The sequence below is a fragment of the Photorhabdus viridis genome, from assembly GCF_040256935.1.
GTDB lineage: Bacteria > Pseudomonadota > Gammaproteobacteria > Enterobacterales > Enterobacteriaceae > Photorhabdus > Photorhabdus viridis.
Genome location: NZ_JBEJZY010000003.1, coordinates 127,999 through 150,817 on the forward strand (window position 1 = coordinate 127,999; position 22,819 = coordinate 150,817).

Genomic DNA, 22,819 nt, shown 5'->3' on the forward strand with positions numbered 1-22,819 from the left:
CAATCTCATTTTATCCTCACATTCCTGGTAATCCGGTGATAAATGGGATGTTATCCATCTTGGGCTTAAAGTTAGGGTCATAACCCATTTCCCATGACGCTGTTTCAGCGCCTGGAACAATATCGGGACGAACCACAGGCCGTTCTTCCCCCATAAGGTTAATTCTTAATGGGGATTCACTGGCTTTCAATGGATCGGCAATAACCCATTTCCACTTCTTTTTCACTTGAATTAAAGATTTTTTACTTTTCCCCACATCCGCAGCTACCTCAATCTCAGCAACAATCCCATCATGGTAGCCAGCCAGATCGATCCCTTTATCATGCTGATCAAGTTCAAAACCCGCCGCTGTTTTTACAGCCACACCCGCTCCTATTGCGACTTCCATTATCATAATATGAGTCTTAAAGGCGACATTCACTTTTCCTTCCAGACTCAATTTCAAATCATTATTATTACCGGCGTCAAAAGTCCACTGCTTTTGTTTATAAGCGGCACCCAATTGAAAGGACAGGTTGCAGGTCAAAATAAGGCAACATTCCAGATCTAAATAGTTTTTATCATTTGAATTCCTGCGGGCCAGCGCCTTTCTGAATTTGGCTGCCACACGCTCTATCTTGCAATACGCCGCCCCCATTTGGATGAGATCCAGTTTTGCCGTCATCCCCATAAAAGGAGCAGCACTGAAACCCAAAAAATGGGTACGGTCATCCATCGAAGTGGTTCGGTCATAAGCATAAGCCAGTCCAATATTGATGGGATCTACCTTGAGATCAAGCAGTTGGTAGCTGCGGGTGCCTTTTGAATCCGGATCGGGCGCCAGGTATTTTTTGGTATAACCCAGCAGCTTTTCCACCCGATTGATGGCTGCTAAATTAGGCAGGGTTTTCCTCACCTGATTAACTTCCGCAAACTTCGCCGAGTAATCGATATCCTGAACCGTTAAAGCGTATTCGACGTTAAGGGCCGTCTGTCGGGTCAGATAAAATGGGTCCGTATGGGTTGTCCAGCCACTGCGCAGTTTATTGCCATTTTTGGGCTTGACATTTTCCATCGCCTGACGCGCTTTTTTCTGTTCATCACGCCGCTCTTTTACAGCGCGTTCTCCATGGGAAAAATCAAAGCTCAATCCAACCGAAACCATAAAACTGACCGACGGGTAAACCGCTATCGTCGCGTACTGTTGACTATCCAGACAACCCTGGGTTATTAACTTATAATAACGCGGCTCACTGTACATATCTGTCGGGTTGGCAAGATTAGATAAATAAAACCAGACACTTTCCAGACCACTTTCAATCTCAGCGTCTTCCAACTGATCTTTGTAAAATAATGTCACCTCCTGTGGCGCATTAAATTCTAGCGTTTTCTCTTTCTGCCCCCCCGTTAGCACCGCATGATGTTTAGCTGCGTTATGACATTTACCTTCAATCTGTATCGTCCCTTTTTGACCTTCTCCATGATCAATCAGGTTCAGCTTAATTGCCGGCTTTTCAGGCCAGACCTGAGTATTCTGACCAAAAGTGACGCTGATTTTATAAATACAGGGGTCCGGGTTGTCGCATGTCATGCAGGCAACGCCGGCACGGGATGAAATAGTTTGTGCCGTCATCTCAATTACCTTATTGACCGCTTAGTTGGGGATAAAACCTAAATTTGTTAGTTTGCCCCCGGAGATTACTTTTACTGTAAGAGTAAAAACCAGTCCTGAATCTGCCATTATATTCCTCCTAACAAAGCGAGGTTGACGCTCAGGAAATGAAAGAAATCGTTTAAAATAACCATAATCTCACCTTACATTGACTCAATGATTACCGAACGTGTTTTACCGGCAGGTTAATCAGCCCAACTTTTCTCTGCCCTATTTCGACCGGGCGTTTACTCATTCCTATCAGCCTAAAGTTATCAACCGACATCGATTTGATTAATTAACATACGAATGGGAGAATAGAAAAGGGAAGGAAAAATCGACTTATTTTTTCGAAAAAACAAGATTTTCTTCTGGTAAAAATAGGAATTCGTGCAGGATATTAATAAATAATTATAACATATTGAATGATTTACAATTAACGATACCGATTCAATTGAATTAATAAGAGTCACTGGCCTGAAACCCGCGATACAACGCAGTAGCAGACCTGTTTTCTCAGCCAATATTAACACTGCTCCCACAATTGTTTAGCTGGCTAACAATATTTTAAAAAATAAAATTCAAAAGCGATAATAAGTGCATTACGTACTATTTTTTAACGCTTCTACATGTATCGCCTTGTATTCCAGGCTTCCATGCTATTCCATTATTCCTTCTATCTACTGAATTAGAATTTAAACATGATGAATTCATTTATCTTATTTCTTTTAAATCACTGACAAATTTCAATATTTAACTATCCAGAGGAAGTGTTAAGTTAAATTTCTAAAATAAGATTACCTGTACCATATGCAGAAAAACAACCAAAACCATAAGGAAAAAATAATATGAAAACACAATTTATATATGTAAACCCTAATCAAACCTTTGAGATTTATATTAATGGAGATATATTAGTTCCTTCTGGGCAAGAGCCTAATTTCATTATAAAAAACAAAGGCCCAGCACCAATTAGAGCAGCAAATTATTGGGCGCCACCATTCGGAAGTTACAACCTGTATACTTTTATAGATATCCAGCCCGGTGAAATTAAAGAACTATTAAGACCACCTAATCCTATTTACTTCTATAAAGTTACAGCTCTCAATCTCAGTAATACCGAACACGCAGAAATTGAAGTTACTACAATTTTCACACTCTAAATATAAATCAATTTAATTGAAAATAATCGCTGGTCTAAGCCAGCGATTATTTGGCAAGAGATAAGTAAAAAAACAAAACTAACGATAAATCTCAAACAGCGACATGCCTTTCATATCGGTAAATGTTTTATATGATGCCTGAAGCGCAGCTTGTTGCTGATAATAATTAGAAATTGTCGAGTTCCATTCCACATCGACCAGCTCACTCAAACGGCTTTTATTTGCCAGGCTACGTTCTTCACCCAAACTATTTAATTCTTCAATTTCTCTCAGTTGTAAACCAAGGACTGATTCCACAGAAGAAATATTATTCAACGCATTACGGGCGCCACGGTTTGCTTTATTCAGCAACTCCATCGCATTATCACGGGTTTCTTGATCTGCCCCTTGAAGTGGCGTTTTCAATGACTGAATCGCCATGTCGATAGTTTTGAATATATCAGATTCACTGGGACTGCCATCCGGCTCTTTTACCGGGTTGCTGGTAGACGAGAGAAATACCTGCTTCCCAGTATGCCCGATAATCATAGAGCGGTTACTATCCACTTTCTGCGTCATTTCCTCATAGCCGCCGTTATAGCTGACTACACCGCTTTTACTCTCATCAAAAGGTTTTACATCCGTTTTATAGCCGGAAAAAATATAGCGGCCATTGCCATCGGTCGAATTACCCAGATTAACCAGTTGTTCTTTAAAACCTTGCAGTTGGATAGCCAGCGAGTTACGGTCTTCATCACTCAATATACCGTTTACTGTGGCGACAAGGCTTTCATGAACATTTTGTACGACACCAACGGATTTGGATACTACGCTTAATTGCATAGAAATCGCATTCTTGGCAAATGAACGGGCCGTCATATATTGCTGATTCTGAGATTCAGCCTGAGCAACCATCACGCCCTGAGACGCAGCCATAGGATCATCTGATGGGTTTATCACTCTCTGACCACTGGATAACTGCGCTCCCTGCTGCATCCATTTTGACTGAGCCAAAGTGATACCAATCATTTTCTGGTCGTACAATATATTGGTACTTACACGCACGATATCATTCCTTTTAAATATTTAGCTAAATACCCAGGATATCTGGCTATCCTCAGGCTATTTTAATAAGTGCCACGTTTTATCAGCGACGGATATCTAAAATGGCATTAAACAGTGTTGAGGCGGTCTGGATCACTTGCGCGTTCGCCAGATAATATTGCTGCAAACCCTGCAACGCACCGTACTCTTCATCCATATTGACACCAGAAACAGATTGCTGATCAGCATAAAGCTGCTTAGTAATATTGCTCTGAGTTTTTAAATCAACATTGGCGGTGTTGGTCTGGTTACCAATCGTACTAACCATCGAAGCATAAGCGCTGGAAAATGAAGCTTTACCATCGACCAGTTTTTTGCTCTGCAATTCAGCGAGTTTTTTTACATTGACGTTATCACTTGCCCCGGAGTCTTTAGTGCCGGCAGCAGCAAATTGTGACGCGTCTTTAACATTAACTTCCATGCCGCCAATAACACCGCTAACCGCTTTCAGTGTGTATTGGTCATTCATTTGTGCATTGGTTGAATTAATTTCAACTTTCAATCCATCAAATTCCAGTGTATTACCTGTCACTTTGGCAGAAATATCTGCTTTATCAGAGGTACGTTGTATTTTCCAATTAGCACCATCGTAGCTGATATGATAATCACTGGCTTTTACCGCCGAGGTATCTGTATATTCCACTTTAAAATCGGCAGAACCTTTATTTTTGCTATTGGAAATAACATCCGGATTATTAAATGTGAAGAAATCTTTACCCGGGTTACCTTTCAAATCAAAACCAGAACGGTGAACCTGATTAAATTGATCGCCCAATACTAAGGCTAATTGGTTTAACTGATTACGGGAATTATCCAGTACTTCGCTACGCGCCCGTAATGTGCCGCTTAATTCACCTTGATTAATGAATTTTTCATTAACCTCAACCACATCACCAAAACCACGATCATAACCTAGCGTGATGCGGCTACTATTCGCATTAGATGAGACAGCTTCTACTTTGTATGCGGTTGTCCCCTGAACCAGAGTCAATCCACCCGCAAAAGTCACATTATAAGAACCGCCATCCTGCTGAGTCACACTCACACCAACCAGCCTATTCAGCTGATTGACCAATTGATCCCGCTGATCAAGTAATGAGTTTGGTTCAGCACTGCCGCCGCCCTTCATTCGGGTAATTTCACCATTCAGTTTGGCTATTTGCTCAACATGATTATTAATGACATCAACGGTATCCGTTATGCCCTTATTAATGTTGTTTTCCATATTACGCAGGAAGGTATCCGCATTTCTCAACTGGTTTACCAGCCCCTTTGCGTTGCCGATAGTTGTCGTTCTGGCTGCATCATCTTCAGCATTACTGATGATATTTCCTAAACTGGTAAAGAAGCCATCAATGGTGTTTGAAAGACTATTCGCTTTATCTGCCAGCAAATTATCAATCTGGGAAATTTGTTGGGAATATGTGGTCAATGCACCTTGTTTCGCCTGTGAGGCAGAAAGCTGATTACTAATGAATTCATTATATTGACGGTTAATACTGGTGACAGTAACACCATTTCCCATAAAGCCAATGGATGTCATCGTACCACCATTTTGATTTATAACTGTTGATTGCCGATTATAACCAGGAACACGGGCATTTGTGACGTTATTACTCACTGTTCCCAGAGCAATCTGAGCAGCCTGAAGGCCACTCATCGCGGTATTAATAAGACTGTTGGACATCAGTAGATCCTTTTGCGTTTTAGTTACGTCTCCGCTGATGGCGGCAAACGATCCTTCAGATAGATAAAAACAGTGTCTGAGCTGTTATAATTTATCGGCTGAACTCAATAAAACTTGAGCAAAATGTGGCTCAGAATAGTTTACTCAAATCGTGGGTATACGCTTTCACTGCCTGCTCTCCAGCACCTTTTAGCTGTTGAATAACAGAGACCAGTTTTTTCGCATAGCCGGGATCGGTTGCATAACCCGCCTGTTGCAGAGAATAAGCCCCCTGCTCCGGCGTAACCGAGCTGGCAACGCGGGCATAACGGGGGCTTTCTGTCAGTAACTTGACGTAATCTGTAATCGCTTCCACGTAAGAACCATAAACACGGAAGTTATCCTTCATTTTCTGTGGTTCGCCGTTAATATATTCGGTGGTCAGGATATTGGTTACCGGCCCTTTCCAGCCTTTACCCGCTTTAATGCCAAATAGATTATGGCTTGGCTTACCATCGGCAGTCAGGATTTCTCTTTGTCCCCAACCAGACTCCAGCGCAGCCTGAGCGATAATCAGCAAATGAGGAATACCACTGCGCTGGCTGGCTATTTGAGCGGGAACAGAGAGCGTAGAAACAAAGTTGGTACTGCTCAGGGGGAGTGACTTAGGTGCGGTCGCAGGTTTCGGCACTGTTCGGCGGATAAATTGCTCAAGCGCCTGCCTCGGCAATGTTTGCAAAACCTCGTTATCCAGTGGCATGGGCATTTTCCCAGCCGTTTCACTGGGCGCGGTATTGGCGTTAGAAAGCTGTTTTAGCATCATATCGGCAAAACCCAGCCCCTTCTGAGAAATATTCTGGGCAATTTGTTGATCGTACATCGAAGTGTAAAGACGTGTCTGTTCACTACTCAACATGCCATCTTTAGGCAGAGCCGAACGCATACTTTTCAGCATCATTTCAACAAAGATGCCTTCCATTTGTTGGGCTACCTGCCGTAGCCCTTGCGGTGAATCCTTTGCCAGACTGGATTTCAACGCGTTAACCGACTGTACGTCATAAGCAGCACCGGACAGAATTGAAAAATCACTCATCAGATGATCTCCAGTTTCGCCCGCAGACAACCCGCACTTTCCATTGCCTGTAAGATTGACATTAAATCATTCGGTGTCGCACCCAATGCATTCAGTGCCTGAATAACACTATTCAAACTCGCACTGGCGTTAACCTTCTGCAACGAACCACCCTGTTCACGGATAGCTACACTGGGATTACGAGTGACAACCGTCGCGCCACCTGCGAATGGAGTATTTGGCTGATTAACCACAACCGGATTCTCAACAGTGACAGAAAGATTTCCCTGAGCAACGGCACAACTATCCAACATAACGTTGCGATTCATCACCACCGAGCCGGTGCGGGAGTTAATAATCACTTTGGCGTCACCCACATCAACACGGATAGTCAGGTTCTGCACATGAGAAAGGAATTTAACTTGCTCGCTCCTATCCTTCGGCATACGTAATTGCACCGTGCGGGCATCCAGCGGCGTTGCTGTCCCCGTTCCGCGCATACGATTGATCACGTCGCTGATTTGCTGCGCCAGGGAAAAATCTTCATTATTTAACTGAAGATTAAGTGTGCCATTCTCACCAAACTGTGTCGGCAATTCACGCTCAATAACTGCGCCGTTACTAATTCGTCCCCCCGCCAGCTGATTCACTTTCACACTGCTGCCACCAGAACTGGCGCCCGCACCGCCAACCAGAATATTGCCCTGAGCCAGAGCGTATATCTGATTATCAATACCTTTTAGTGGTGTCATCAGCAACGTACCGCCACGCAAGCTTTTGGCATTGCCCAGAGAAGAAACCACTACATCAATATTCTGTCCGGCACGGCCAAATGGCGGTAATTTTGCCGTCACCATCACAGCCGCCACGTTTTTCAACTGCATATTAGTTCCTGGCGGAACCGTGATCCCCAACTGGGATAACATATTGCTTAAGCTCTGGGTGGTAAATGGCGTTTGTGTGGTCTGGTCACCGGTTCCATCCAATCCAACAACTAATCCATAACCAATCAACGCATTTTCCCGCACCCCTTGAACCGTAGTCAGATCACGGATACGTTCCGCCGATGCAGGAGTTGTCATCAAAGTCAGCAATGCAAGAAGGAGGCTGACGGCAAATTGTTTTATCATAACCATCCCCTTTTAAAACGGTGAAATATTCAAGAAGAAACGCTGTAACCAGCCCATGTTCTGCGCTTCATTGATATACCCATTCCCCACATATTCGATGCGGGCATCAGCGACCTGATTAGAGCTAACGGTATTATTGGCGTTGATAGTCCGTGGGTTAACCACACCGGAGAAACGGATAAACTCTGTTCCCTGATTGATAGCAATCTGCTTTTCTCCGACAACATGTAAGTTGCCATTTGCCAGTAATTGATCAACCGTCACGGTAATCGTACCTCTGAACGTATTATTGGCATTAGCGCCCCCTTTTCCGCCGAAAGTATTCTCACCTTCCATATCCAGATCAGTTTTATCTCCACCTATTAACCCTTTCAGAAAGCGGGGAGTCAGTGCGGCGGAAAAAGTCGTTTTCCCGTTACGGCTAGCATTGGCGGAAGAACTTTTGCTGGCGCTGACATTTTCCTGCAAGGTAATCGTCAGGGTATCGCCAATATTTCGTGGGCGACGATCTTCAAATAACGGCTGATAACCATAATAAATAGGCTGCACTACCTGAAAAATTGCGCCATTCGGTACTGGCGCAGTTGCTGAGGAAGGTGCTGCGGTTGTGGCTCCCCCAACCAGAGGTTTTTGCGGGATATAGGCACAGCCCGTGAGTGACAATACCGCCAGCGCGATACTGCAACGCCATTTATTTGCCGCATTTTTCCGTAAATTGCGGGACTGACAAACAGTGCTGGTCTCGGCAACAGCCATTGTATCCATCTTCGATACTCTTAATTTATCTCTGAATAACGGGGAAACTATGTTCCCCCGTAGTTCTGATTGATGATTAGGTTATAACTGAGTCAGTTTTTGCAGCATCTGATCCGAAGTCGACACAGCTTTACTGTTTATTTCATAAGCCCGCTGCGTCTGAATCATGTTGACCAATTCTTCAGCCACATTGACGTTAGATGTTTCTACATATCCCTGATGGAGCAACCCGGCGCCATTAATTCCCGGCGTGTTTTCAGCCGGCGCCCCAGAGCTGCTTGTCTCCAGATAAAGGTTTTCACCCATACTTTCCAACCCGCTATTATTGATAAAGGTTGTCAGGGTTAGTTGCCCAATCTGCTGAAGGGCAGATTGACCCTGCACTTTCACACTGACCAAACCATCATGGCCAATGCTAAGTTCTGTGGCGTTATCAGGGATTATGATTGCCGGAGAAATCTGAAAACCATTGGCGGTTGTCAGTTGTCCATTCTGATCCATCTGAAATGAACCGTCGCGGGTGTAAGCCGTGGTGCCATCGGGTAACTGAACCTGAAAGAACCCCTGACCTCTAATCGCAACATGTCTGGTGTTATTGGTCTGGGATAAATTCCCCTGACTGTGCAGACGTTCTGTCGATACCGGACGAACCCCGGTACCTATCTGTAAACCAGAAGGTAAGCGGGTTTGTTCCGATGACATAGCGCCTGGCTGGCGAATGTTCTGATAAAGCAGATCTTCAAAAACAGCGCGCTGACGTTTAAAACCATTAGTGCTGACGTTCGCCAGGTTATTGGCAATCACATCCATATTAGTTTGCTGGGCATCCAACCCAGTTTTAGCAATCCATAATGATCGAATCATCGGTTTTATCCTCTGTGTCTAAATCAACTTATTGATAAGAGCTGATTGGCACGTTGTGCATTTTCATCTGAGCTATGGATAACTTTCATCTGCATTTCAAAGCGACGAGCGTTGGCAATCATACTTACCATGCTTTCCATCGGGTTGACGTTACTTCCTTCAAGCACACCAGGCATTAATTTCACCTCATCGCTAGCAGGTAAGACATCACCCTGTAGCTCTTGCGCCTGTTCCGTCATGTGGAAAAGTCCATCATCCCCACGGACAAGCTGACTATCTTCAGGTTTCACCATTTTTACTCTGCCAAGCTGCCCTAACTGAGTGGGAGGATTACCGGCAATCAAACCAGAGATAGAACCATCAGCAGCCAGTGTTAATTCAGTCTGTGGCGGAATCTCTATCGGGCCGTTATCACCCACCAGCAAGTTACCCTGGACGGTTAACTGACCTTCCGGTGAAATTTGAATGCTGCCGTTACGTGTATAAGCCTCAGAACCATCTTCAAGCTGAACAGCCAGATACCCGCCCTGCCCAACAGCCACATCAAGCGGACGGGCAGTATAGTTCATCGGCCCCTGACGATGGTCAGTGCCCGGTGTTGACGCCACAACCAAAGTACGGGTGTTATAGGCGGCCCCTTCAACAGGAACCGCCCGCAATGCAGCCAGTTGCGCCTTAAAACCCGGCGTTGATGCATTTGCCAGATTATTTGCCGTCACCGCCTGATGTTCCAGTGTCTGACGAGCACCGCCCATTGCGGTATAGATGACATGATCCATAATGCTATCCTGAAACTATCAGCGCAAGCTGACCAGCGTTTGCAGGATCTGATCCTGAGTTTTAATGGTCTGAGCATTGGATTGATAGTTGCGCTGAGTCACGATCATATTGACCAGCTCCTGACTCATATCAACGTTGGATGATTCCAATGTACCACTGAGCAATTTACCAAAATTGCCTGAGTCCGCCGTCCCCACCACCGGGCTGCCTGAAGCACCGGTTTCTGTCCACACGTTGTCACCCTGCGCTGCTAGCCCTTCCGGGTTGGCAAAGTTAGTCAGCACAATCTGACCAAGCAACTGGGATTGCTGATTAGAATAGGTACCGATAATACGACCATCGTTCTCAATACGGTAGCCACTAAACTGACCAGCAGCATAACCGTTTTGGGTTGGTTTGGTTACGCTGTCAGCATCAATTTTTTGTTGCCGGCTGTTATTAAAATTAATAGTAATATCCGAAGCCAAAGAACCATTCAATGAAGGAACGTTAAACGTGAACTGGTTCTCATTACCAATGATTTTACCGTTACCATCAAATTTCAGAGTGCCGAGTGAAGCGTCTTTAGCACCAGCAACATCCCCATCCCGCGCATGAACTTGCCATTCGTTATCATTTGTTTTTACAAAGAAAACGCTAATACCATGCGGGTTGCCCAAACTGTCGAAAACGGTGATCGTATTTGGGTAGTTATAAGAATCAGGCTTATCTGGCGAGAAAGCTTCTGTTGGTACTTTATGCATCGAATTAAGGTTCGTTTGCATCGTCACCTCAGTTGTCGCTTTCGCCGACAACATATCCTGAGATACCGTAATTGCTACCGGGTTAGCACCCTTCTGAACCTGTGGCGCCCCCCCATTGATACTCACTGCCGGATAGCCAGTCAGTTTCAAACCTTGCATATTAATAATGTTACGGTTCTCGTCCATTTTGAACTGGCCGTTACGAGAGTAGTAGATCCCGCCATTATTGTCTTGCAGACGGAAAAAACCATTTTCCGTGATCGCCAAGTCGAGGGGGCGATTGGTGGTAGTCGTCGTACCATCTTTAAAGTTCTGATTAATACCCGACAGTTTTACCCCCAGCCCCACCTGAGAGCCGGCAAAGATGTCAGCAAAAGCCGCAGTGCTGGATTTAAAGCCATATGTCGCTGCATTAGCGATATTGTTACCTATAACATCCAGATTAGCTGACGCGGCATTCAAACCACTCACTGCTTGTGAAAAAGACATATTACTCTCCGTTAAAATTCTCGTTTGTTAAAGAATCTGACGCACCTTATCCATCGTGACGGTACCAGCCAGTCCTAAATCTAATTTAGTGCCTTCCCCTCCACGGGTAATGCCCTTCACAACAGCGAACGTCAGTGGTAGAGACACTCTCTGCTCGCCTTTATAGCTAGCTGCAATGGTGATTTTATAAGCGCCATCCGCAACCGTCGTACCATCTTCTTTTGTGCCATTCCAGGTGAAGTTATGAACCCCTGCTTCCAGCGCACCGATATCAATTTGGCGTACAACAGCCCCTTGTTTATCCGTAATGGTCACGTTCACACTATCCACCGGCCTTTCCAGCTCAATACCAAATGGTGTAATACTGAGCCCCCCTTCCTCGCTAGAACCAACCAGAACCGTATCGCCAGGAATCATAACGCCCCGCCTAATCAAAGCTGATGCTTGTAAAGACTGGCTATTATTAATCTGACCAACAATAGAGCCTAGTGTGGTATTCAGCTTTTCAATCCCCTGTACCGTGTTTATCTGAGCCAAATGGGCGGTCAGCTCATTGTTTTTCATCGGGTTGGTTGGGTCCTGATTTTTCATTTGCGTGATCAGCAAGTTCATGAAGTTGTCATTCAGCTCTTCGCTGTTCTTCTTTTTTGTCTTGCTGGATGACGCCAACTCCCCAACAGAGGCGTTATCCATTGGTTCGTTCATTGCACTGGCAATTCCCATGAGTCGCCCCTGTTACTGACCTAAAGTTAATGTTTTCAACATTATCGACTTGGTTGTATTCAGTACCTCAACGTTGGCCTGATAGCTGCGGGAAGCCGAAATGGTGTTGATCATTTCCCCAACCACATCAACGTTTGGCATACGTACATAGCCCTTTTCATCGGCCAGCGGGTGCCCTGGCTGATACTCAAGGCGGAAAGGCGTTGGATCATCAACAACTTCACTGACCCGGACACCGCCTGTTTCCTGTCCTGCCGGGGCGGCGACACGGAAAACCACCTGTTTCGCCCGGTATGGCTGACCATCAGGCCCTGAAACGCTATCAGCATTCGCCATATTGCTGGCACTGACATTCAATCGCTGGGATTGAGCTGATAATGCCGAACCGGCAATATCAAAAACACTGAGTAAAGACATGGCCTTTATCCTTGCTGTAAGACTGACATCATGCTTTTAACTTGGGAGCTGGTCGCCGTCAGTTCAGCCTGATATTTCAGACTGTTATCCATAAAATTGCCGCGTTCCATATCCATATCCACCGTGTTGCCATCCATCGCCGCCTGATAAGGCGCCCGATACAGCAAGTCCATCTCCATTCTCTTCTGAGGCTGAATGGGAATATGCCGATCCGATGTCAGCGTCAGCCCAATCCCGTTTCCGGTGACCCGACCGTGCGCAATGGTTTTTTTCAGTTGTGCGGCGAAATCAATATCCCGCGCCTGATATCCTGGAGTATCCGCATTGGCGATATTCGCGGACAATATTTCCTGTCGCCGTGATCGCAATGACAAAGCCTCCTGCTGAAAATGAAAGGCTGCATCTAATTTATCGAGCATATTCCTCCCTCTGATGTGACTTACTTGTGTTATGAACCTTAATAGCGCAGTTCGCGATCGCGAAATTTGCAGTAAACAGAATAAACGCAGAAAGAAAAGCCTATCGGATGAATAAACGCTAATTGAATTGCTATTTATCCCATTAACCGACATTCAATGCGGGTACACTGTGCGCCACCCAACAGCTGCGGATTTATCTACTTTATTGACAGAATAATGAGAGCGAGAAAATGCAAGCTATAAAGGTTATCGGGCTATTCGCGTTTTTCTTTATGAATTCGATGGCATGGGGAAATAATCTGCCTCAGGCCATAACGCATTATTTCCAGCAGATACACAGGGATAATCATCAAAAAGTTTCTGTTGAAATCAGAACGCCGGAACGGCAATGGCCTCAGTGTGAATCACCAGAAATTCACCCCTCTGTTGGTGGTCAAAACTGGGGAAATATCTCTTTACCTATTGTTTGTCATCAAAAACGTAAATTTATTCAAGTCGCTGTCAGCGTTACAGGACATTATTGGGTTACCCGCCGCGCCCTCTCCCGTAATGATGTTTTATCAGAGAAAGATCTTCAGATCAGAAGCGGATTGCTGGAAAAACTACCGAACGATCTGATTGTTAACAAAAATGAAATAAAAAACAGTGTTGCTGTACGCAACATTCCAGCAGGGCAGGTAATTACCCGCAATATGTTACGCCGCCCGTGGGCGGTGCGGGCAGGTCAGAATGTGGGGGTAATTGTACAGGGAAAGGGTTTTCAGATACGCAATGAAGGGAAAGCTATTAATAACGCGGCAACTTCTGATAAAGTCAGGGTTCGAATGAATTCAGGGCACGTTATAACCGGCCAGGCATTAGAAAACGGCAGTGTAAAAATCATGTTATAAGTTACTAAAGTTTTCTTTTACTGTGCCGATATAACCAGCAGAGCATGATTTGCAGGTATGCAAATGGCATGTAACCTGCTCCGATCCATAGGTGAACCTATGCCTGGCCATAAAGGATAATAATTATGAGTATCGAACGCACTCAACCCTTATTAGCTATCGCTGCTGTTCAACAGCGACCTACTAATGAAAGCGCCCAGGGCACCCGAAAAACCTCCGGCGTTACGTTAAAAAGCAGTGATGCACAAGTAAAACTGAGCGAAGCACAAACAAAACTGGTTCAGCCGAGCAGCCAGGATATCAACATCCAAAAGGTGCAAAAGCTGAAAGAAGCTGTCGCTCAGGGAACCTTAAAAATGAACAGCGGTAAAATCGCAGACGCTCTACTCAGAGAAGCCGCCGAAAACTTTCCGTATTATAAAAAGTAATTAAACCCATTATGGAAGAACTTCAGCAATTACTCAAACAGCAAGTTACCTATTTAACCTCGCTGACCCAAACAATGACGGAAGAACAGCGTATTCTGTGCGAGGGTTTTATTGAAGCACGAGATTTACACCGGATAACAGAACGAAAAAACTTTCTGTTATCCGCCCTTGGTCATTCAGAGCAGCAGCGTCTTAATTTAAGCAAAGAATTAAAGACTATCGCGCCTTACGATAAGCAGCCTATGCTCGCCACATTGTGGCAACAGATCGGCAAAGCAACTATCCAGATTCGTGATTTAAACGCCCATAATGGTCTGTTGTTAGCCCAGCATCTTGAATTAAATAGTAAAGCTATCGCTTTTCTAAAAAGCCACCACAGCCCCTCTCTTTATGGTTCAGACGGCCAGGCTACCCGCCACTCCATATTTTCCGGCCATAAAGTCCAGGTTTGATTCAGCGCATTACCGCCCATCGCGGTAGTGCCGTTTTTTTATTGTTTTGATAGTAATTTGTCAGCGCCGCCTTCCTGTTCAACCCGAGCTTCGTAGCTTCTCTCGAAGTCCTCAAGCATGAATAATTCAGACGAAAAGTATTGTGAAACGGTTATTGAAACTTGGGAAGAAAAGATTAGCAAAAATCACCATTTATAAGTCAATGTAACAATTGCACAACTATAATGTTTTGCGTGTTACGAAAATATATTGCAGAATAAGAATAAACGACAACGGGTATTGATAATATAATTTTTAATTACTCAACGTACGGGTTTCAACTTCAGGAACAATATTGATGCACAAGCAACTTAAAAAAAGAAAATCGAGCGGACAGAAGGTACCAAAAACGCCTCAGCAACAATTCAAAGCTTACTGGAAGTCCATCGAAAAATACCAATTGAAGATCGCCAAGCTACAACAGCAACAAGACGACTTGTTCATGCGCTTTCAACAAGAGGTTTTACCGGTAGAGCATCAATATATACAATCCAGATATGATAAAGCGGCACGGTTGCTTTCATTTGCCGAAAAGAAATCATTGGGGAAAAACCAACGGAGAGAATTATTTTTCTGGATAGAAGAAGAGCTTGCTGAGTTATGTACATACCCCTTTAACGAAAACCTTGACCTCAATAAGTTGACCGATCACTTTTCCAATCTTCATGCGTTGAAAGAAGAGGAAACGCCGACACCAGAACAGATGGCTGATATCCGGCAGACCCTGGATGAATATTTTGATTTTAATGAAGAAATATCTGATGAAGAATTACTTGATATGATGAAAAGCCCTGAAAAAATGCGTGCCACCATAGAACAGCATTTTCAACGGGAATCAGAACATTTCTACGACGAATATGATGCAGAAGAGACCACTGACTTCGACCCTGCGGAAGAAGACCAGAAAAAACTGGATGATTTATTTAAATCGCAGGAAGTGAGCCAAATGTATAGAAAAATAGCCAAGGTATTACATCCGGATCGTGAACAGGATTTAGATGAAAAAAAGAAAAAAAACCAGTTGATGGTGCAGTTATCAAAAGCCAAGAAAGATAATGATGTCTGGACGATAATAAACATGTACCACCAGTACATTGATCCAACTTTCAGTTTTAACAATCGGGATATATCCGATATCAATAAGTTGCTAAAAGCACGTATAGATATACTAGCCAGTGAACTCAATCAGCTAAAAAAATCTGATTCGTTACCGGGCATGATTTGGAGCACACTGGGAGGTGAAACATCGAAGATAATAGAGGATAACCTCCGCGAGCACTGCAAAAAATTGCGGCAAAATATAGAAAACGAAATCCAACTACGCGCAAGCCTGCGTTCACTCACCGTACTAAAAAGCTATCTTGCGGAACGACGTGACGCCTTCGAACTTGAACAGGATATTCTCGACTATCTTTTCAAACAATATTGAATCCACTGAGTCTGACGGAAATTTCAGCGGCTTACGCATCAGGCTAAAGGTATACCCTATGGATTTCAAGGTAGGCCCATTTTCTTGTAATATACACAAAAAATGGGGCTGTCCTAGATTAGACCATCAATTGACATTCTCAAAAATATAAACCGCACCGGCTTTGAATTTAGAATCAACACTCTCTGAATCTGCACCAACAGCCAAACTCGTCCCCGTCTTATTCAGGCCGACAACCTTACCAAAATCATTTAAATTGTCTGAATTGCCTGAAGGGTTCAAAATCTCCATAGGTGTTTCCATATTCCACTTATCATTCAGACAGGTATACACATATACCCTGGAAGACGCCCCTACTACCAGACGATCTCCCGCATCATTCAGTTCGAAAGAGCGGCCAAAATCTGTTACGTCACTTGCAGGAGCTAAAAACTTAATAGGATTTTCGCTACCCCAGATCCCATTTGTGCGTGTAAATATATGGAACGTAGAATGTAACGCAGGTTTATATTCGCATCCAGCCACCAGACCGTCTCCATATGCCTCATCAATCACATGAGAAAAGGCTTCCGGCATGAGCCGAACACCAGACTCAAAGCTCGCTTTCAATGAGTCAACAGTACTCATTTCTTTATCAGTCATAATATGTCCTCAAAAGCTGTATTAGACAGTCACCGTCATCTGTTTTTTGTCCTCTGTCTTCCATTTGACATCCTCAAAAACATAAACTGCACCAGCTTCGGATTTAGAATCGACATTCTCTGACGCTGCACCAACTGCCAAAATCGTTCCCGCCTTATTCAGGCTGACAGATACACCAAAAGTCTCTGAATTGCCTGAAGGGTCCAAAATCTCCATAGGTGTGTCCATATTCCACTTATCATTCAGACAGGTATACAGATACACCCTGGAAGCCGCACCCACTACCAGGCGATCTCCCGCATCATTCAGTTCAAGAGAACGGCCAAAATACGGTACGTCACTTGCAGGGGCCTGAAACTTAATAGGATTTTCTGTATCCCAGATCCCATTCGTGCGCGTATACAAATAAACCTTCCCATTAGTAATGGGTAAATCATCACCCGCCCCCATCACCAGACGATCTCCCTCTGCATTCAGGCTAAAAACCTTACCAAAATCGTATGAGTTACCTTCAGGGGCCTTGAGCTCAATGGGGTTTTCTCTATCCCAGACCCCATTCGTGCGTGTATACACATAAATCGTGCTTCTTAAAGAAAAAATTTCTTCTCCAAACACCGCTAGACAGTTTCCCGCAGCACTCAGGCGGGCAGCATCGCCAAACCGAATAGCATTCGAAGGACTCGGAAACTTAATAGGATTTTCTCTATCCCAGATCCCGTTCGTGCGTGTAAACATATGAAGCGTAGAGGATGAGCCCCCAGCTACCAGACAGTCTCCTGCTGCACTCACGCTAATATTCAAGCCAAAGATTTGATTGCTGCCCGGAGCCGGAAACCAAACGGCCTTTCTCGCATCCCAGACGCCATTTGTGCGCATATGTACACCAACCCGCTTTTTGAAATCATGAGGCTTACTATTTGCCAACGCCAGGCAATCTCCCGCCGCATTCAGACTGACATTCCATGAAGATCTAATATAATCACTTTCAAAAGACTCAAGCACAATAGGCGTGCTTGTATTCCACTCACCACGATTCCGGCGCATATATACATAGACTTTATTAATCATCCCAACCGCTAAGCAGTCTCCCGCCGCATTCAGGCTAACAGAATAGCCCAAGGACTCATACTTTTCGGGAGAGGGAGAAACAATACGCGTCACTATGGTGCGTTTTAAACCCAATAACTGTGCGATCTCCATCCGCTCCCGCCGCGATAAACTGAAAAAATCCGTGAACTGAACCTGCCGATCGGCATCCAATTTCAGATACCCTCCCCCAGCAAAAGAGAGTCCCCCTTCTGGCTTCAATGATAGCGCCAAAGCCCCTTGTTCAGGGTTTAATCCGCCAGAATGGTGAGTGTTGAGGGCCAGTTTTCCTTTACCATCCCGTTTCAGCCCTGCGGTCGGGCTATCCCGCTTATCACCATCAATGATTTCATATACCTTATATGCCTCATCAATCAAATAGGAAAAGGCTTCAGGCATGAGCCGAACACCAGACTTAAAACTCGCTTTCAAAGAGTCAACAGTACTCATTTCTTTATCAACCATAATATGTCCTCAAAAGCCGTATTAGACAGTCACCGTCATATGTTCTCTGTCTTCTATTTGACATTATCAAAGATATAGACTGCACCGGCTTCAGGCGCAGAATCAACCTTGGTTAAAACTGCACCAACCGCCAAGCTCGTTCCTAACTTATTCAAACTCACAGCCTTACCAAAACCATTTACATTGTCTAAATTGCCTGAAGGGTCCAAAATCTCGATAGGTGTTTCCATATTCCACTTACCATTCAGATAGGTATACACATACACCCGGGAAGCCGCCCCCACTGCCAGACGGTCTCCCACATCATTCAGTTTGATAGCGCAGCCAAAATACGTTACGCCACTTGCAGGAGCCGAAAACTTAATGGGATTTTTTGTATCCCAGATCCCATTCGTACGCGTATACAGATAAACCTTCCCATCAATAATGGGTGAATCATCATCCGCCCCCACCGCCAGACGATCTCCCTCTGCATTCAGGCTAAAAACCTTGCCAAAACCGGGTGAACTATCTTTAGGGGGATTGAACCCAATGTAGCTTTCATCCCAGGTTCCATTCGTGCGTGTATACACATAAACCATGTTTATAGAATAATCGGTACCATGCACCGCCAAGCAGTTTCCCAAGGCACTCAGACAAATCATGGCAATTCCGTGACCATAATTCGAAAAACGAAGCTTAATGGGGTTTTCTCTGCCCCAGATCCCATTCGTGCGTGTATACACATAGAATGTATAGATGCCCCCCCACACCACCAGACAGTCTCCTGCGGCGCTCAAACTGGCATACACACCACCAGCGTGTCTATATTCATCTTCCAACGGAAACACAATAGGACTTTTTGTATCCCAGACACCATTTGTGCGCGTATACACACAAACCTCCATTTTTCGAACATCAGTTAAGTACCCCACTGCCAAGTTATCTCCCTCCGCATCCAGACTGACATTCCATGAAGCACTACGATATTTATCTCCATAAGCCTCAAACACAATGGGCGTGCTTGTATTCCACTCATCCCTCCGGCTCATATACAAATAGACCACTTTCCCCATCCCAACCACTAAGCAATCTCCCGCCGCGTTCAGGCTAACAGAAGTGCCAAAGCGTTCATTCTCTTTAGGGGAAGGAGAAACAATACGCGTCATCGTAGTACTGGTGATGCGTTTCAAACCCAACAACTGTGCTATCTCTATCCGCTCCCACCGCGATAAACTGAAAAAATCGGCAAACTGAACCTGCCGATCGGCATCCAATTTCAGACGCCTTCCCCCATCAAAAGAGAGTCCCCCTTCTGGCTTCAGTGACAATGCCAAAGCTCTCTGATCAAGGTTTAACCCGCCAGAATGGTGAGTGTTAAGGGCCAGTTTTCCTTTGTCATCCCGTTCCAGCCCTGCGGTCGGGCTATCCCACTTATCACCATCAATGATTTCATATACCTGATATGCCTCATCAATCAAATGGGAAAATGCTTCAGGCATGGGCGGAACACCAGACTTAAAATTCGCTTTCAATGAATCAACAGAACTCATTTCTTTATCAGTCATAATATGTCCTCAAAAGCCGCATTAGGCGGTCGTCATCTGTTTTCTGTTCCCTGTTTTCTGCCTTCTGCCTCAGCATTCAATAACAACTTGGCAATTTGTTCCCGCGTCTCCTCAGAAAGCAATTTAAAGGCTTGTGCCGAAACCGCTACAGTACCATCCACCGATAGCGCCCCAGATTTATCCAACATCAATCCCCCATTGGGCTGTAGCCTTAACGCAAGTCCCTTCAGTTCCACCGCGATGCCATCACCAGTCTTAACCGCCAAACGGTTGTCGATAACCTGCAACCCGCCCCCTGGATGATAAGCTTGATCGCCATCCTGCCAACCAAAAAGCTGCCGCCACAACGTGGCCCAATCAATCAGTGAATAAAATGCCGCCTCAGTCGGGATCTTGCCAGGGGCGAAGTGGGTACTAAGCTGGCTGACCGTTTCATCTGTTATCTCTTTCGCCATCGTCTTTTCCTCATTTAGCTAGTCGTAAAGGTAAACTTTCCCTTCGCCACTTTTCCAGCCACTGGCGCCAATCGCCAACGTATTGGCGTCACCACTAAGACAAACACCGGCGCCAAATTTATGGTTTGATTCCCCATCCAGCTCCAGTAATTTGCCCTGCATAATCCATTGTTCATCCTGATATATAAACCACCATACCGTACCGGTTTGCACACCTGTGTCATTTTTACCAACAGGTGTTGACACCACCAGTACCTGACCATCACCACTCAAAGACAACTCGCTGCCAAACCTTTCCCCGGCAGTCACCGCTTCTCTCAGTATCCCCATAACTTGCCATACATGACGGTGACGCTGGTACAAATAGACCGCACCAACATTGTCCTTCTCTCCCGGGCACCCCACCGCCAGAATATTGCCGCTATCGTTCAGGCTGAGACTGGCGCCAAAGCTGTCACTGCTGTTGAGTGAAGGAGAAGTCAGCGAATTGAGTGGCGGTTGCGGCTGCCAGTATGTCCCGTGACGATGAAATATCGTCACTTCACCGTTATTACCGTTACGCCCTGTTGCCGCTACGACCAAAGTTGAACCATTAGCACTCAAGCTCAGTTTGCCGCCAAACATATCGCCCTGTGCCGGAGAAGATAAGGTCAGACGCTCACCAAGCTGTGACCATTTCTTTCCGTCATACTGATAAAGATACACTGCGCCGCAGTTAGTCAATAAACCCGATCTCCAGCCATAAGAACCTACCGCTAATAGTGTGCCATCAGCGCTCAGGCCCACAGCGCAACCGAAATGCTGCTGAACATTCGCCTCACTAAGCCAAAGTTTGGCAGATTTCTCCCACGCGCCATTTTCCAATCTGCGATAAACGAACACCGAACCATGCCCACCATCACTGTTTCGGTTTTCAATACCCACCGCGAGAACATTACCATTTCGATTCAGACTGAGCGCTCTGCCGCTATAACCACTGACGTAATCAGCGAATTGCTGCCGCCAACCGCTATCGGTATAAGAAAATAGATATACAGGTTCCTTTCCTTCTGCCCCACTAAGCGCGACAGTTTTCCCATCACCGTTAACACTGACAACAGCACCAAGGTTTTTATTGTTACCATTGGCCGGCAAGTCAAACGCGGGCAATTGCACCTTACTGGTCGCCATCTCACCAGCATGAATCAGCCAACGGTAAAGTTCTTTTTGTTGTTCCTGCGTAAAACTCTCAAACAGTGCCAGCGACAATTTAAACTCGGGGCGTAATCCCAATTCTCCATTAATGAACTGTAAGCCGCTGCTCTTATCAATATTGACAGCAATTTCACGGTTTTCTCCAATATGCACCCCATCACCGGGATTCACTAAGAGTAAATTCACTTCATCCAGATCCCGGTTCAATCCTGCCCCTGGATTATTATCGGTCTGACCAAGGTCCAGACCGGCTAAACGCCGACCTTCCGCCGCTATTTGCACCAATTGAGTATAATTTTCACTTTTCGGCATGGAATATAATTTAAACCAGGATTTAACTTCCTCTTTATCCAACAAATTATTCTCGCTGGATGTAGATGTCTTGTTGTGAGCCATTAATACCTCCAATGCAGAATGACAAATAAATTAACGTTGTTACACGCCGTTCTATTCTTTTATTTTCGGGATAAACAATATTCTGGCTTTATCCCTCTCTTAATGCTTCTCTCCATTCTAATTGGCCGCTTTATCGGTAAACTTTGCCGAATCGTCGGGTGTAGCGATATGTTTACCCCCCTAACCGGGCATTCCTTCTCTGGGTACAAACAGCACCTCTACGGCTTTTAGCTGTTCGTAGTCTTTCTTACTCCAGAAAAGTTCCTTATCGGCAAACTTCGCCAAATCGTCAGGCGTGGCAACATGTTTAATCCCTACACCACGTATTTTTTCTGCTGGTATAAACAACACCCTTACAACTTCTATCTGTTCGTAGGTTTCCTCACTCCAGTAGCCTTCTTCATCGACAAACCTCACCAAATCACCGGGAGTGGCGACATATTTAATTCCCAAGCCAGGTGGAGCCTCTCCTGCTGGCGTAAACAACACTTCAGCAATTTTCATCTGTTCACAGGTTTCTTCATTCCAGAAGAGTGATTGATCGGCAAACTTCGCCAAATCTTCGGGTGTGGCAACATGTATCACGACAATATCTTCTTGATATAGCGGCGGTTCAGTGGACATTATTTTCCCCCATTAATAAAGTCAGACCTTGGTTATGTGTTATAGCTGATACTGCACTCGGAAGATTCGCTGCCGATAACACTTATTTAATATTTAACTTGACTACGCTATTCGTTTTTCGCATGACACAATCAGTTATATTTAAGCATTATAGAAAAGTGAATTTTTGCCAGCTATTTAATAAAATTTTAATTACTTTTTTTTAAAAAACCTCATCTAAAAACATATCGTTTAAAT

Annotated in this window: 22 protein-coding genes and 1 pseudogene; 5 read left to right on the forward strand and 18 right to left on the reverse strand. The window is 44.8% G+C overall.

What is annotated here, in order from left to right; all coding sequences use genetic code 11:
- Positions 1-16: 16 nt before the first annotated feature.
- Positions 17-1,612, reverse strand: a complete 1,596-nt coding sequence (locus ABR397_RS02320; protein WP_350304296.1) for a hypothetical protein — start codon at positions 1,610-1,612, stop codon at positions 17-19.
- 866 nt (positions 1,613-2,478) lie between these two features.
- On the opposite strand from ABR397_RS02320, the gene ABR397_RS02325 reads away from it, so the two are divergent.
- Positions 2,479-2,793: a hypothetical protein gene (locus ABR397_RS02325; RefSeq protein WP_350304297.1), complete on the forward strand. Its 315-nt coding sequence runs from the start codon at positions 2,479-2,481 to the stop codon at positions 2,791-2,793.
- A gap of 78 nt (positions 2,794-2,871) precedes the next feature.
- On the opposite strand, the gene flgL is transcribed toward ABR397_RS02325, so the two are convergent.
- The 11 genes from flgL to flgB form a co-directional block, all read right to left on the reverse strand.
- A complete protein-coding gene (gene flgL, locus ABR397_RS02330) occupies positions 2,872-3,837 on the reverse strand; it encodes a flagellar hook-associated protein FlgL (RefSeq protein WP_350304298.1) in 966 nt (321 codons plus the stop codon).
- Positions 3,838-3,919: 82 nt separating this feature from the next.
- Positions 3,920-5,563: a flagellar hook-associated protein FlgK gene (gene flgK, locus ABR397_RS02335; protein WP_350304299.1), complete on the reverse strand. Its 1,644-nt coding sequence runs from the start codon at positions 5,561-5,563 to the stop codon at positions 3,920-3,922.
- Between the two features lie 130 nt (positions 5,564-5,693).
- The gene (gene flgJ / locus ABR397_RS02340) at positions 5,694-6,635 is read right to left on the reverse strand and encodes a flagellar assembly peptidoglycan hydrolase FlgJ (protein ID WP_350304300.1); all 942 of its coding nucleotides are present in this window, start codon (positions 6,633-6,635) and stop codon (positions 5,694-5,696) included.
- Positions 6,635-7,744 (reverse strand): flagellar basal body P-ring protein FlgI, encoded by a 1,110-nt coding sequence (locus ABR397_RS02345; RefSeq protein WP_350304301.1) that lies wholly within the window; start codon positions 7,742-7,744, stop codon positions 6,635-6,637. The genes flgJ and ABR397_RS02345 overlap by 1 nt, the downstream gene beginning before the upstream one ends.
- Before the next feature lie 12 nt (positions 7,745-7,756).
- Positions 7,757-8,509 carry a flagellar basal body L-ring protein FlgH gene (locus tag ABR397_RS02350; protein ID WP_350304302.1) on the reverse strand — a complete coding sequence of 251 codons (753 nt, stop codon included), beginning with the start codon at positions 8,507-8,509 and terminating at the stop codon, positions 7,757-7,759.
- 72 nt (positions 8,510-8,581) lie between these two features.
- On the reverse strand, positions 8,582-9,364 hold the full coding sequence (gene flgG, locus ABR397_RS02355) for a flagellar basal-body rod protein FlgG (RefSeq protein ID WP_350304303.1): 783 nt from the start codon (positions 9,362-9,364) through the stop codon (positions 8,582-8,584).
- A 23-nt stretch (positions 9,365-9,387) separates the two neighbouring features.
- Positions 9,388-10,143, reverse strand: coding sequence for a flagellar basal body rod protein FlgF (locus ABR397_RS02360; protein WP_350304304.1), 756 nt, complete (start codon positions 10,141-10,143; stop codon positions 9,388-9,390).
- An 18-nt stretch (positions 10,144-10,161) separates the two neighbouring features.
- Entirely contained in the window at positions 10,162-11,376 is a 1,215-nt protein-coding gene (gene flgE / locus ABR397_RS02365; RefSeq protein ID WP_350304305.1) for a flagellar hook protein FlgE, read from the reverse strand.
- A gap of 27 nt (positions 11,377-11,403) precedes the next feature.
- Positions 11,404-12,099: a flagellar hook assembly protein FlgD gene (flgD, locus tag ABR397_RS02370; RefSeq protein WP_350304306.1), complete on the reverse strand. Its 696-nt coding sequence runs from the start codon at positions 12,097-12,099 to the stop codon at positions 11,404-11,406.
- Positions 12,100-12,111: 12 nt separating this feature from the next.
- Positions 12,112-12,516 carry a flagellar basal body rod protein FlgC gene (gene flgC / locus ABR397_RS02375; RefSeq protein WP_023045735.1) on the reverse strand — a complete coding sequence of 135 codons (405 nt, stop codon included), beginning with the start codon at positions 12,514-12,516 and terminating at the stop codon, positions 12,112-12,114.
- Positions 12,517-12,521: 5 nt separating this feature from the next.
- A complete protein-coding gene (gene flgB, locus ABR397_RS02380) occupies positions 12,522-12,935 on the reverse strand; it encodes a flagellar basal body rod protein FlgB (protein ID WP_350304307.1) in 414 nt (137 codons plus the stop codon).
- Between the two features lie 230 nt (positions 12,936-13,165).
- On the opposite strand from flgB, the gene flgA reads away from it, so the two are divergent.
- The 4 genes from flgA to ABR397_RS02400 all read left to right on the forward strand — a co-directional run bounded on the left by flgA (position 13,166) and on the right by ABR397_RS02400 (position 16,173).
- Entirely contained in the window at positions 13,166-13,825 is a 660-nt protein-coding gene (gene flgA, locus ABR397_RS02385; RefSeq protein WP_350304308.1) for a flagellar basal body P-ring formation chaperone FlgA, read from the forward strand.
- 125 nt (positions 13,826-13,950) lie between these two features.
- Complete coding sequence (gene flgM, locus ABR397_RS02390) at positions 13,951-14,253, forward strand: flagellar biosynthesis anti-sigma factor FlgM (protein ID WP_046976502.1); 303 nt, start codon at positions 13,951-13,953, stop codon at positions 14,251-14,253.
- An 11-nt stretch (positions 14,254-14,264) separates the two neighbouring features.
- Complete coding sequence (locus ABR397_RS02395; RefSeq protein ID WP_350304309.1) at positions 14,265-14,705, forward strand: flagella synthesis protein FlgN; 441 nt, start codon at positions 14,265-14,267, stop codon at positions 14,703-14,705.
- A gap of 337 nt (positions 14,706-15,042) precedes the next feature.
- Positions 15,043-16,173, forward strand: a complete 1,131-nt coding sequence (locus ABR397_RS02400) for a hypothetical protein (RefSeq protein WP_350304310.1) — start codon at positions 15,043-15,045, stop codon at positions 16,171-16,173.
- Positions 16,174-16,299: 126 nt separating this feature from the next.
- Here ABR397_RS02400 and ABR397_RS02405 read toward each other — a convergent pair.
- From ABR397_RS02405 to ABR397_RS02430, 6 genes and pseudogenes are all read right to left on the reverse strand, one after another.
- Positions 16,300-16,716 (reverse strand): annotated as a pseudogene (locus ABR397_RS02405) (hypothetical protein); the annotation flags it as partial.
- 120 nt (positions 16,717-16,836) lie between these two features.
- Positions 16,837-18,369: a hypothetical protein gene (locus ABR397_RS02410; protein WP_350304323.1), complete on the reverse strand. Its 1,533-nt coding sequence runs from the start codon at positions 18,367-18,369 to the stop codon at positions 16,837-16,839.
- A 50-nt stretch (positions 18,370-18,419) separates the two neighbouring features.
- Positions 18,420-19,916 carry a hypothetical protein gene (locus tag ABR397_RS02415; protein WP_407072850.1) on the reverse strand — a complete coding sequence of 499 codons (1,497 nt, stop codon included), beginning with the start codon at positions 19,914-19,916 and terminating at the stop codon, positions 18,420-18,422.
- A gap of 29 nt (positions 19,917-19,945) precedes the next feature.
- A complete protein-coding gene (locus tag ABR397_RS02420) occupies positions 19,946-20,368 on the reverse strand; it encodes a hypothetical protein (protein WP_350304312.1) in 423 nt (140 codons plus the stop codon).
- A gap of 18 nt (positions 20,369-20,386) precedes the next feature.
- On the reverse strand, positions 20,387-21,958 hold the full coding sequence (locus ABR397_RS02425) for a hypothetical protein (RefSeq protein ID WP_350304313.1): 1,572 nt from the start codon (positions 21,956-21,958) through the stop codon (positions 20,387-20,389).
- Positions 21,959-22,138: 180 nt separating this feature from the next.
- Positions 22,139-22,582 carry a hypothetical protein gene (locus tag ABR397_RS02430; protein ID WP_350304314.1) on the reverse strand — a complete coding sequence of 148 codons (444 nt, stop codon included), beginning with the start codon at positions 22,580-22,582 and terminating at the stop codon, positions 22,139-22,141.
- Positions 22,583-22,819: the final 237 nt, after the last annotated feature.

Coding starts and splice junctions, on each gene's coding strand:
- flgD (WP_350304306.1), bottom strand. CDS start 12,099: ATGGGAATTGCCAGTGCAATGAACGAACCAATGGATAACGCCTCTGTT.
- flgE (WP_350304305.1), bottom strand. CDS start 11,376: ATGTCTTTTTCACAAGCAGTGAGTGGTTTGAATGCCGCGTCAGCTAAT.
- ABR397_RS02345 (WP_350304301.1), bottom strand. CDS start 7,744: ATGATAAAACAATTTGCCGTCAGCCTCCTTCTTGCATTGCTGACTTTG.
- flgB (WP_350304307.1), bottom strand. CDS start 12,935: ATGCTCGATAAATTAGATGCAGCCTTTCATTTTCAGCAGGAGGCTTTG.
- ABR397_RS02430 (WP_350304314.1), bottom strand. CDS start 22,582: ATGTCCACTGAACCGCCGCTATATCAAGAAGATATTGTCGTGATACAT.
- ABR397_RS02420 (WP_350304312.1), bottom strand. CDS start 20,368: ATGGCGAAAGAGATAACAGATGAAACGGTCAGCCAGCTTAGTACCCAC.
- ABR397_RS02400 (WP_350304310.1), top strand. CDS start 15,043: ATGCACAAGCAACTTAAAAAAAGAAAATCGAGCGGACAGAAGGTACCA.
- ABR397_RS02325 (WP_350304297.1), top strand. CDS start 2,479: ATGAAAACACAATTTATATATGTAAACCCTAATCAAACCTTTGAGATT.
- ABR397_RS02425 (WP_350304313.1), bottom strand. CDS start 21,958: ATGGCTCACAACAAGACATCTACATCCAGCGAGAATAATTTGTTGGAT.
- flgK (WP_350304299.1), bottom strand. CDS start 5,563: ATGTCCAACAGTCTTATTAATACCGCGATGAGTGGCCTTCAGGCTGCT.
- flgM (WP_046976502.1), top strand. CDS start 13,951: ATGAGTATCGAACGCACTCAACCCTTATTAGCTATCGCTGCTGTTCAA.
- flgA (WP_350304308.1), top strand. CDS start 13,166: ATGCAAGCTATAAAGGTTATCGGGCTATTCGCGTTTTTCTTTATGAAT.
- ABR397_RS02395 (WP_350304309.1), top strand. CDS start 14,265: ATGGAAGAACTTCAGCAATTACTCAAACAGCAAGTTACCTATTTAACC.
- ABR397_RS02320 (WP_350304296.1), bottom strand. CDS start 1,612: ATGACGGCACAAACTATTTCATCCCGTGCCGGCGTTGCCTGCATGACA.
- ABR397_RS02350 (WP_350304302.1), bottom strand. CDS start 8,509: ATGGATACAATGGCTGTTGCCGAGACCAGCACTGTTTGTCAGTCCCGC.
- flgC (WP_023045735.1), bottom strand. CDS start 12,516: ATGTCTTTACTCAGTGTTTTTGATATTGCCGGTTCGGCATTATCAGCT.
- ABR397_RS02360 (WP_350304304.1), bottom strand. CDS start 10,143: ATGGATCATGTCATCTATACCGCAATGGGCGGTGCTCGTCAGACACTG.
- flgG (WP_350304303.1), bottom strand. CDS start 9,364: ATGATTCGATCATTATGGATTGCTAAAACTGGGTTGGATGCCCAGCAA.
- flgJ (WP_350304300.1), bottom strand. CDS start 6,635: ATGAGTGATTTTTCAATTCTGTCCGGTGCTGCTTATGACGTACAGTCG.